At 72.4% G+C, this 7,944-nt stretch carries 9 protein-coding genes; 5 read left to right on the forward strand and 4 right to left on the reverse strand.

Annotation, left to right across the window (positions count from 1 at the left end):
• Positions 1-332, reverse strand: a 332-nt coding sequence (locus VOI19_RS09415) for a hypothetical protein (RefSeq protein ID WP_323792709.1), incomplete at its 3' end; no start/stop codon positions are given.
• A gap of 209 nt (positions 333-541) precedes the next feature.
• Here VOI19_RS09415 and VOI19_RS09420 point away from each other — a divergent pair.
• A complete protein-coding gene (locus VOI19_RS09420; RefSeq protein ID WP_323792717.1) occupies positions 542-1,366 on the forward strand; it encodes a pseudouridine synthase in 825 nt (274 codons plus the stop codon).
• An 81-nt stretch (positions 1,367-1,447) separates the two neighbouring features.
• Here the strand turns inward: VOI19_RS09420 and VOI19_RS09425 are convergent, their stop codons facing one another.
• Positions 1,448-2,470, reverse strand: a complete 1,023-nt coding sequence (locus tag VOI19_RS09425; protein WP_323792710.1) for a TerC/Alx family metal homeostasis membrane protein — start codon at positions 2,468-2,470, stop codon at positions 1,448-1,450.
• A gap of 178 nt (positions 2,471-2,648) precedes the next feature.
• On the opposite strand from VOI19_RS09425, the gene VOI19_RS09430 reads away from it, so the two are divergent.
• Both VOI19_RS09430 and VOI19_RS09435 read left to right on the forward strand, forming a co-directional pair.
• Positions 2,649-3,635 (forward strand): haloalkane dehalogenase, encoded by a 987-nt coding sequence (locus VOI19_RS09430; RefSeq protein WP_323792711.1) that lies wholly within the window; start codon positions 2,649-2,651, stop codon positions 3,633-3,635.
• Entirely contained in the window at positions 3,635-4,603 is a 969-nt protein-coding gene (locus VOI19_RS09435; protein ID WP_323792712.1) for a bile acid:sodium symporter family protein, read from the forward strand. The genes VOI19_RS09430 and VOI19_RS09435 overlap by 1 nt, the downstream gene beginning before the upstream one ends.
• Here VOI19_RS09435 and VOI19_RS09440 read toward each other — a convergent pair.
• Both VOI19_RS09440 and VOI19_RS09445 read right to left on the reverse strand, forming a co-directional pair.
• Complete coding sequence (locus tag VOI19_RS09440) at positions 4,587-5,708, reverse strand: GAF domain-containing sensor histidine kinase (protein ID WP_323792713.1); 1,122 nt, start codon at positions 5,706-5,708, stop codon at positions 4,587-4,589. The two genes, VOI19_RS09435 and VOI19_RS09440, sit on opposite strands and share 17 nt — an antisense overlap.
• A gap of 25 nt (positions 5,709-5,733) precedes the next feature.
• The gene (locus VOI19_RS09445) at positions 5,734-6,813 is read right to left on the reverse strand and encodes an NAD(P)/FAD-dependent oxidoreductase (protein WP_323792714.1); all 1,080 of its coding nucleotides are present in this window, start codon (positions 6,811-6,813) and stop codon (positions 5,734-5,736) included.
• 42 nt (positions 6,814-6,855) lie between these two features.
• On the opposite strand from VOI19_RS09445, the gene VOI19_RS09450 reads away from it, so the two are divergent.
• A complete protein-coding gene (locus VOI19_RS09450; RefSeq protein ID WP_323792715.1) occupies positions 6,856-7,521 on the forward strand; it encodes a hypothetical protein in 666 nt (221 codons plus the stop codon).
• Positions 7,522-7,583: 62 nt separating this feature from the next.
• A partial coding sequence (locus tag VOI19_RS09455) for a thioredoxin domain-containing protein (RefSeq protein WP_323792716.1) occupies positions 7,584-7,944 on the forward strand: 361 nt, incomplete at its 3' end.

The following is a 7,944-nucleotide window of genomic DNA, read 5'->3' on the forward strand; positions in this document are numbered from 1 at the left end:
CGTCCGGTGGCGGCGCCCCACAAGGCGGCGTCGGCGCCGGGACGGTCGGGTCGCACGAGCGCCTCCGCGACGGTGCCGAGACCGTGACCGAGCCAGCGCACGACCTGGAGGGGGCCCACCCGGCGGCGGTGCAGCGGCGCCAGGGCGACCAGCTCGCCGTCCTGACGCACGGTGACGACGCGCAGCTCGCCGGTGCCCAAGGTGCGCCACCAGGTGAGGGCGAACAGCGGGCGCGCGAAGGGCCCGGCCTCGCAGGCATCGGCGAGGGCGTCCCACTCGGGGGCGAGTGCCTCGGCGGCCTCGAGGGTGACGGTGAGGTCGCAGGTGAGCACGGTGGCCTCTTCGGTGGTTGGGGGGCAAGCGATCGGTTGCCCCCGAATCCTCCCACGCCTTGCTCTGCGTCGGGGCGTCCTGCCGCGGCCCGTAGCCTCAGGCCATGCCTCCGCGCTCACCGCTCCCGCCGCGTCACGGGCTGGCCGCGGCCTGGCTGCGCACCCCCGACCGCGACGCCGGAGGTGGTACGCCGGGCGGGGTGGCGACGATGGGGGAGTGGCTGCGTCACCGGCTGCCCGAGCGGGTCGAGGTGGGCGCGATGCTCGCCGAGGAGCGGTTCGTCTACGCCGACGCGCGACCTGTTGCCGAGGGCGACCCCTACCTGCCGCACACCTTCGTGTGGTTCCACCGCGACCTGCGCGAGGAGCCCGACGTGCCGGGCGACCTGGTCGTCGTCCATCGTGACGAACGGCTGGTGGTCGTCGACAAGCCGGCCTTCCTCTCCTCCATCCCGCGCGGTCGGCACGTGCGTCAGAGCGTCGTCGTACGACTGCGCGACGAGCTCGACCTGCCCGAGCTCTCGCCGCTGCACCGGCTCGACCGCATCACCTCGGGCCTCCTGATGCTCGCGACCGAGCGTCGCTGGCGCGGCCCGCACCAGGTGCTGTTCGAGCACGGGCAGGTGCGCAAGACCTATCGCGCGCTGGCGCCGTGGTGCGAGGACCTCGAGCTGCCGATGACCGTGCGCAACCACCTGCGCAAGGAGCGTGGCGTGTGGCAGGGCGAGGTGGTGCCGGGCGCGCCGGTCAACGCCGAGACCCTCGTCGAGGTCGAGGAGGTGCTCGGCGACCACGCGGTCTACCGGCTCACCCCTCGCACCGGACGCACCCACCAGCTGCGCCTGCACCTGCTCGGCCTCGGGATCCCCATCCTGGGCGACCCGCTCTACCCCGACATCCACGAGACCGACGTCGACGACTTCTCCCGCCCGCTCCAGCTGCTCGCGGCCGAGCTCGCCTTCACCGACCCGGTCGACGGGACGGCCCGTCGGTTCGAGTCCGTGCGGCGGCTGCCCCTCACCCCGGCGAGATAGTCCCTTACGAAGTGGCCCCTGATCGGGCCGGATGGGGGCCACTTCGTAAGGGACTATCTCGAGGACGCGCCGCTGGTGCCGTCAGCTGCGCCCGGAGGAGGCCATCTCGTCCGGGACGACCTGGGGCGTGCGGCGCGCGGAGATCAGCGAGGTGGTCACGGTCAGCGCCAGCACGCCCACGATCACGCCCAGCGAGGTGAGGGTTGGGATCTCGGGCACGGCGTCCCACTGCAGGTGGCCCCAGTGGAGGGCGAGCTTGACGCCGATGAAGCCGAGGATCGCGGCGAGGCCGTAGCTGAGGTGCACCAGCTCGGCGAGCGCGCCCCGCAGCACGAAGTACAGCGCCCGGAGGCCAAGCAGCGCGAAGGCGTTGGTGGCGAAGACCAGGTAGGGGTCGCCGGTGATGCCGTAGACGGCCGGCACCGAGTCGATGGCGAAGACGATGTCGGTGGCGAAGACCGCGATGACCACGAGGGCGAACGGCGTCAGCGCGCGACGAGTGCGCGCACCGAGGCGGATCCGGGTGGTCAGCCGGGTGCCCTCGTAGGACTCGGTGACGGGGACGAAGCGTCGGACGAACCGCACGACACGCAGCTGGGAGACCTCGAGCTCGTGCTCCTCGGCGCGCAGGGCGTCACGCAGCAGCTTGGCTCCGGTGATGACGAGGACCAGGCCGAAGACCAGGAAGACCCAGTCGAACCGCGCGAGCGCCGCGGCGCCGAGGGCGATGAAGATGCCGCGCAGCACGAGGGCGCCGACGATCCCGTAGAGCAGCACCCGCTGCTGGAGCGCGGCAGGGACGGCGAAGGCGCCGAGCAGCAGCATGAAGACGAACAGGTTGTCGACGCTGAGCGTCTTCTCGACCAGGTAGCCGGTGTAGAACTCCACCCCGCGCTCGCTGCCGTGCTGCGCCCAGACGTAGCCACCGAAGATGAGCGGCAGAGCGACGTAGAAGGCCGACCACCCGATCGCCTCGCGCATCGAGACCTCGTGCGGCTTGCGCGTGGCGACGAAGTCGACGGCGATGAGCAGGAGCACGGCACCGATCGTGACCGCCCACAGGGTGGGGGTGCCGATGGTGTCGAGCGTGCCGGATCCGGGCATGGGTTCTCCTCAAGCAGAGCGCTTGAGGTCTCCCTCACCGGACCCGCAGGATCCGGCGACCGCCCGAATCGTCCATGGGGACGACGTAATGACCGGGTCGATCTGAGTGAGGTACTCCCCTCGGAGCGAATACTAGAGAGTCTTCCCAAGAAATTCCTGAGTCCAGCAGACTGCCGCCATGCCCCCCGTCCCGCTGGCCGCCCGTCGGACCCCCGACGCGTGCTTCGCCGACCTGCCCGGCTACTCCTTCGAGCCGCGGTATGCCGAGGTGGTGCCGGCCGACGAGCCGGACCTCGAGCCGCTCCGGATGCACTACCTCGACGAGGGTCCCGCCGAGGGGCCCGTCGTGCTGCTGCTCCACGGTCAGCCCACGTGGTCCTACCTCTACCGCAGCGTGATCCCGGTGCTGGTCGATGCGGGCCTGCGCGTGATCGCCCCCGACAACATCGGGTTCGGACGCTCCGACAAGCCGAGCAGCCCCTACGACTACACGCTGGCGCGGCACATCGGCTGGACCGCCTCTCTGGTTTCCGGCCTCGACCTGCGTGACGTCACGCTCGTGGCCCAGGACTGGGGTGGCCCGATCGGGCTCAGCGTCCTGGCGCGGGAGCCGGACCGCTTCGCCGCGGTGGTGGCGGCCAACACGATCCTGCACACCGCAGACCCGGCGCTCGCCGGTCGCCTCACCTGGGCCGTGCACGGCGAGGGCGATTCGCGGGTCGTGCTCGAGGAGTCGTTGCTCGACTACCTGCTCCACACCCAGCGGGCGCCGGTGCTCCGCGCCAGCGACTTCGTCGGGGCCTCCACGGCAGAGCCGCTGTCGGCCGAGGTGCTGGCGGCGTACGACGCCCCGTTCCCGACGCCGGACCACACCGCGGGGCTGCGTCAGATGACCGCCCTCCTGCCGCTGACGCGCAACGACCCGGGCGCCCGGATCGGCCGGCGCACGATGCGTGCGCTGGAGGCCTTCGAGCGCCCGTTCGTCACCGCCTACTCCGACGGCGACCCCGCCACGCGCGGGTGGGAGACGGTCTTCGCGGAGCGGGTGCCCGGAGCGCGCGGTCGAGAGCACGCGTCGATCGCAGGTGCCGGCCACTTCCTCCAGGAGGACGCCGGTCCCGCGCTCGCGCAGGTGGTCGTGGACGTCGTGCGCGGTCGCCGCTGATGGCCCTGCTGACACCGGGACTGCTCGCCTCGGCCGCGGTCGACATCGATCAGCTCTCGCTCGACCTGAGCGACGGGCTCCAGCTCGGCACCAAGATCATCGTCGCGTTCTTCCTCTTCGGGGTCGCCCTCGACACCCGGATCGGCGACTTCCGTGACGTCGTACGGCGGCCGTGGGTGATCGCTGTCGGGGTCGTGGCGCAGTACGTCGTCGCCCCGGGGCTGACGCTGCTGCTCACCCTCGCGCTGGGCGTGAAGGGGTCGGTCGCGATCGGCATGCTCCTGGTGGCCTGCTGCCCGGCCGGCAACCTGTCGAACATCCTCACCCACCGGGCCCGTGGCGACGTGGCGCTGTCGATCTCGCTCACCGGTGTCTCCAACGTGCTCGCGGTGCTCGTGACCCCCGTGGCACTGGCCTTCTGGAGCGGCCTCAACCCGTCGGCCGAGGCGCTGCTGCGGGACATCGAGCTGTCGCCGTGGGACGTCGTCGCCGAGGTGGCGCTGCTCATCGGACTTCCGTTCGCGGCCGGACTGCTCGTGGCCTGGCGGGCTCCCGGCTTCGCTGCCCGGGCGCAGCGGTTCGTCGAGCCCGGGGCGCTGGTGCTCCTGCTGCTCATCGTCGTCGGTGGGCTGGCGTCGCAGTTCGGCGTGTTCACCGCCTACCTCGCGGTGGTCGTGCTGCCGATCGCCGGGCAGAACCTGCTCGCCCTCGGCGTCGGCTACGGCACCGGCCGCGTCTGTCGGCTCAGCGAGGCAGGCACCCGGGCGATGACCTTCGAGCTGGGAGTGCGCAACACCGGGCTCGCGGTCGTCCTGGCGCTCGGCTTCTTCGCCGACCTCGGCGGGGTTGTCTTCGTCGCAGCGCTGTGGGGGCTGTGGGACGTCCTGACCGGGCTTGCCCTGGCGACCTGGTGGCGACGTCGTACGCCGCGACCGGTCGCCGCTCAGCCGGTCAACGGGGCAGGCTGAGCCGCACCGTCGTGCCGCCACCCGGCGTCTCGTCGAGGTCGATCGTGCCGGCATGGGCGAGGGCGATCCGGCGACAGGTCGCCAGTCCGAGCCCGGAGCCGGGCACCGAGTGGTCGAGTCGCTCGTGGGCGACGAACGCACGTTCGCGCTGGTCGCGGGCGATCCCGGGCCCGCTGTCGGCGACCTCGAGCACCCACCGGTCGCCCTGGACCTGCGCGCGCACGGTGGTGGGGGCGGCGCCGGCGTACTTGGCGACGTTGGCGAGCACGTTCTGCATCAGCAGCCGCAGCTGGAGCGCGTCGGCGCGCACGGACGGGAGATCACCGAGCTCGACGAGGGACCGGTCGAGCGACGGCACGTCGTCGAGGACGGAGGCCACCAGGCCGATCACGTCGACCTCGGTGAGCACCAGCTCGCCGCCCACCACGGCGTACCGCATGACGTCCTGGAGGAGCTCCGACATCCGCGAGACGCAGCGGTGAGCCCGGGAGAGCAGCAGCCCGACCATCTCCAGGTCCGGCGACGTCGAGGCGTTCTCCTCGTTGAGCATCTCCAGGGTGCCGGACAGGGCGAGGAGCGGGTTCTGGAGATCGTGGGTGACCTGTGACCCGAGCGACGCCAGGTGCTCGTTGCTGCGGCGCAGCTCGGCGAGCAGCTCGGAGGCCTCTTCGATCACCTCGCTCTGGGAGAGCTCGGCCGAGCACGCGGCGGCGAGGTCGCTGAGGTTGCGGGCGTCCTCCTCGGTCCAGTCGTGCACCTGCATGTCGATGGCGCAGAGCGAGCCGATGGTGTGCCCCTCGTGGTCGGTGATGGGCCAGCCGGCGTAGGCCACGGTGCCGAGGTCGGTGATGGCGAGGTTGTCGGCGAGACGCTCGGCCTCACGGACGTCCCGCACGATCACGGGGCCCTCGTCGGCGACGACGTACTGGCAGAAGGAGTGCGAGAGCGGGGTCTCTCGAGCTGCCTGCAGCTCGCCGGGAAGGCCGTCGGCACCGACGAAGACCTGACGATCGGGCTGGATCAGCGTCACCAGGCCGACCGGGGCGCCCAGGGAGCGGCGCACCAGACGAGCGTAGTGATCGAGCGATCCGAGCTCGGGGGTCATTGACCCAATCTACGCGGCTGGGCCGTCACGGGGTGCCCGCAGAGCGATATTTGTCCAGCCACCGGATGTCGATGCGCTCCTTCAGTCGGAGGGCTGCGGCGCCGTACCACCACCATCGCCCGCGGACCGCCAGCCCGACGCCGCCGCCGAGATCGAGCACCGACAGGGACCGTGCCGGCGGGGTGTACGTCGGCAGCGGGTCGCCGCCGGCGCGGGCGAGGAGGCTCGCGAGCAGCACCGGACCCTGACGCACCCCGTGCACGCCGACGCGAGGGAGCGGCTGCGGGGTGAAGTGCGCGCAGTCGCCGCCCGCGTAGATCTCGGGGTGGTCGACGTGCTGGAGGGTGGCGGTCACCGGGACGCCGTGGGTGCCGCCGACCCCGACGCGCTGCAGCAGGGGCGGTGCGGCGAGACCGGTGGCGAGCAGGGCGACGTCGTGGGGGAGTGGACCGCTGTCCAGGAGCACCTCCCGACCGGTGATCTCGCGCACCGAGGTGTTCGTCAGGACCTCGACGCCGCGTCGCGCCAGCAGGCGGACGAGTCGGCGGCGCGCGCCGGCGGGGAGGTCTGCGCCGATCGTGGGGCCCGCCTCGACCAGGCGCACGCGTGCGACCCCGGGGCGCACGGAGAGATGGGTGGCGAGCTCGAGCCCCGTCGAGCCGCCGCCGATGACGGTCACCGTCGCACCGGGGACTGCCTCGAGGCGGGCCGAGAGCTCGGCGAGGTCGCTGAGGGGCTTGACCCGCAGCACCTGGTCGTCGACCGGCAGGTCGCGCGTGTCGACCACGCTGCCCACGTTGAAGGAGAGGACGTCGTACGACAGGGTCTCGCCGGTCGAGGTCGTGGCGACCTGCCCGGGCACGTCGAGGTCGACCAGGGTGGCCTCCACGAGGTCGACCGGCTGGAGCGCGCAGAGCGCCCGGATGTCGATCCTCCCGGTGGATGCCGGCAGCGACCCCGCAGCCGTGGCCGAGGCGACGCCGCTGTAGTCGAAGGACGGCGGCGCGAGCACCCGCACGCGGTAGCCCGCGGCGACCAGGTCGGCGGCGTGGGCGATGAGATGGAGGTGGGCATGTCCTGCCCCCACCAGGAGGAGCTCGGGCATCCCAGAAGCCTACGGGCGGGGTCGATGCGGCACGCTTGAGGCATGGAGACGCCGACCGGGGGACCGCACGGCCCGGACCTTGCTCACGACCTGGCCGCGTGGCTCGACGACCTGGGGCTCGGCGCGCACCTGGCCGAGGCGGGGCTGCCGACGTACGAGCGGGACGACGAGGGTCGCGCCGTCTGGCGCGACCCGAAGACCGGCGACGCGCTGAGCGACGAGCAGCTCGCTCAGCTCGACGCGATGCTGCGCAGCCAGGGCGACGATCCCCAGCACGCCGTGCCGCTGCCGCTGCTCCAGATCGCCCGGCAGGCGCGGGTGCGGGTCGAGCTGTTGGGCACGCCGTGGTTCACCTACGAGACGTTGGCCGAGGCGCGTGGGGCCACGGTCGACGCCCCCCGCTTCGCCGTCCACCGCGACGCGCGCGACCGCAGGCTGCTGGTGGTCTCCGAGGGCGACCGCACCCTGGTGCCCGCCTTCCAGCTGACCGAGGCCGGCGCGCTGCGTGCCGACCTCGAGCGCGCCCTCGCGCCGTTGCTCGCCGCAGAGATGGATGCCTGGAAGGCGTGGGCGTGGCTCACCCGGCCGGCTGCGCTGCTCGGCGGTGCGGTGCCCGCCGAGGCCGTGCGCGATCCCGAGGAGGCCGAGGTGGTCGTGCGTGCCGCGGTGCACCTGGCAGCGCGCGTTGTCATCGGTGGCCGGCGGTAGTCCAGCGGTGGTACCGGCTGCTGGCTAGGCTCGGAGTCACACGAACCCCAGGAGTCAGCACCATGGGCAAGAACCTCAGCACCTCGCGCTCGGACGCGGCACGCCAGGTCCTCGCGGACGAGAAGAAGCGTCGCCGTCGGTCGACGGCGATCCAGGCCGGCGTGGTCGGCGTCATCGTCGTCGCGATCGTGGGTGGCACGGTCTTCGCCCTCCAGAACTCGGGCGGCGACACCGAAGCGGGTGCGCCGGCAGCGGTCAACGCCGACGGTGCCCTCGTCGTGGGCGACCCCGAGGCCCCCGTGCGGCTCCAGGTGGTCGAGGACTTCCAGTGCCCGGCCTGCAAGTCGTTCGAGGCGTCGTACGGCGAGACGCTCGACGAGTACGCCGCCGGCGGCGATGTCGCCGTCGAGTACCGCGGGATCG

The sequence above is a fragment of the Nocardioides sp. genome (assembly GCF_034670285.1).
Classification (GTDB): domain Bacteria; phylum Actinomycetota; class Actinomycetes; order Propionibacteriales; family Nocardioidaceae; genus Nocardioides.

What these genes read in the sequence shown, in the direction of transcription:
- VOI19_RS09420 (WP_323792717.1), top strand. Translation starts at nt 542, where the DNA reads ATGGGGGAGTGGCTGCGTCACCGGCTGCCCGAGCGGGTCGAGGTGGGC.
- VOI19_RS09425 (WP_323792710.1), bottom strand. Translation starts at nt 2,470, where the DNA reads ATGCCCGGATCCGGCACGCTCGACACCATCGGCACCCCCACCCTGTGG.
- VOI19_RS09430 (WP_323792711.1), top strand. Translation starts at nt 2,649, where the DNA reads ATGCCCCCCGTCCCGCTGGCCGCCCGTCGGACCCCCGACGCGTGCTTC.
- VOI19_RS09435 (WP_323792712.1), top strand. Translation starts at nt 3,635, where the DNA reads ATGGCCCTGCTGACACCGGGACTGCTCGCCTCGGCCGCGGTCGACATC.
- VOI19_RS09440 (WP_323792713.1), bottom strand. Translation starts at nt 5,708, where the DNA reads ATGACCCCCGAGCTCGGATCGCTCGATCACTACGCTCGTCTGGTGCGC.
- VOI19_RS09445 (WP_323792714.1), bottom strand. Translation starts at nt 6,813, where the DNA reads ATGCCCGAGCTCCTCCTGGTGGGGGCAGGACATGCCCACCTCCATCTC.
- VOI19_RS09450 (WP_323792715.1), top strand. Translation starts at nt 6,856, where the DNA reads ATGGAGACGCCGACCGGGGGACCGCACGGCCCGGACCTTGCTCACGAC.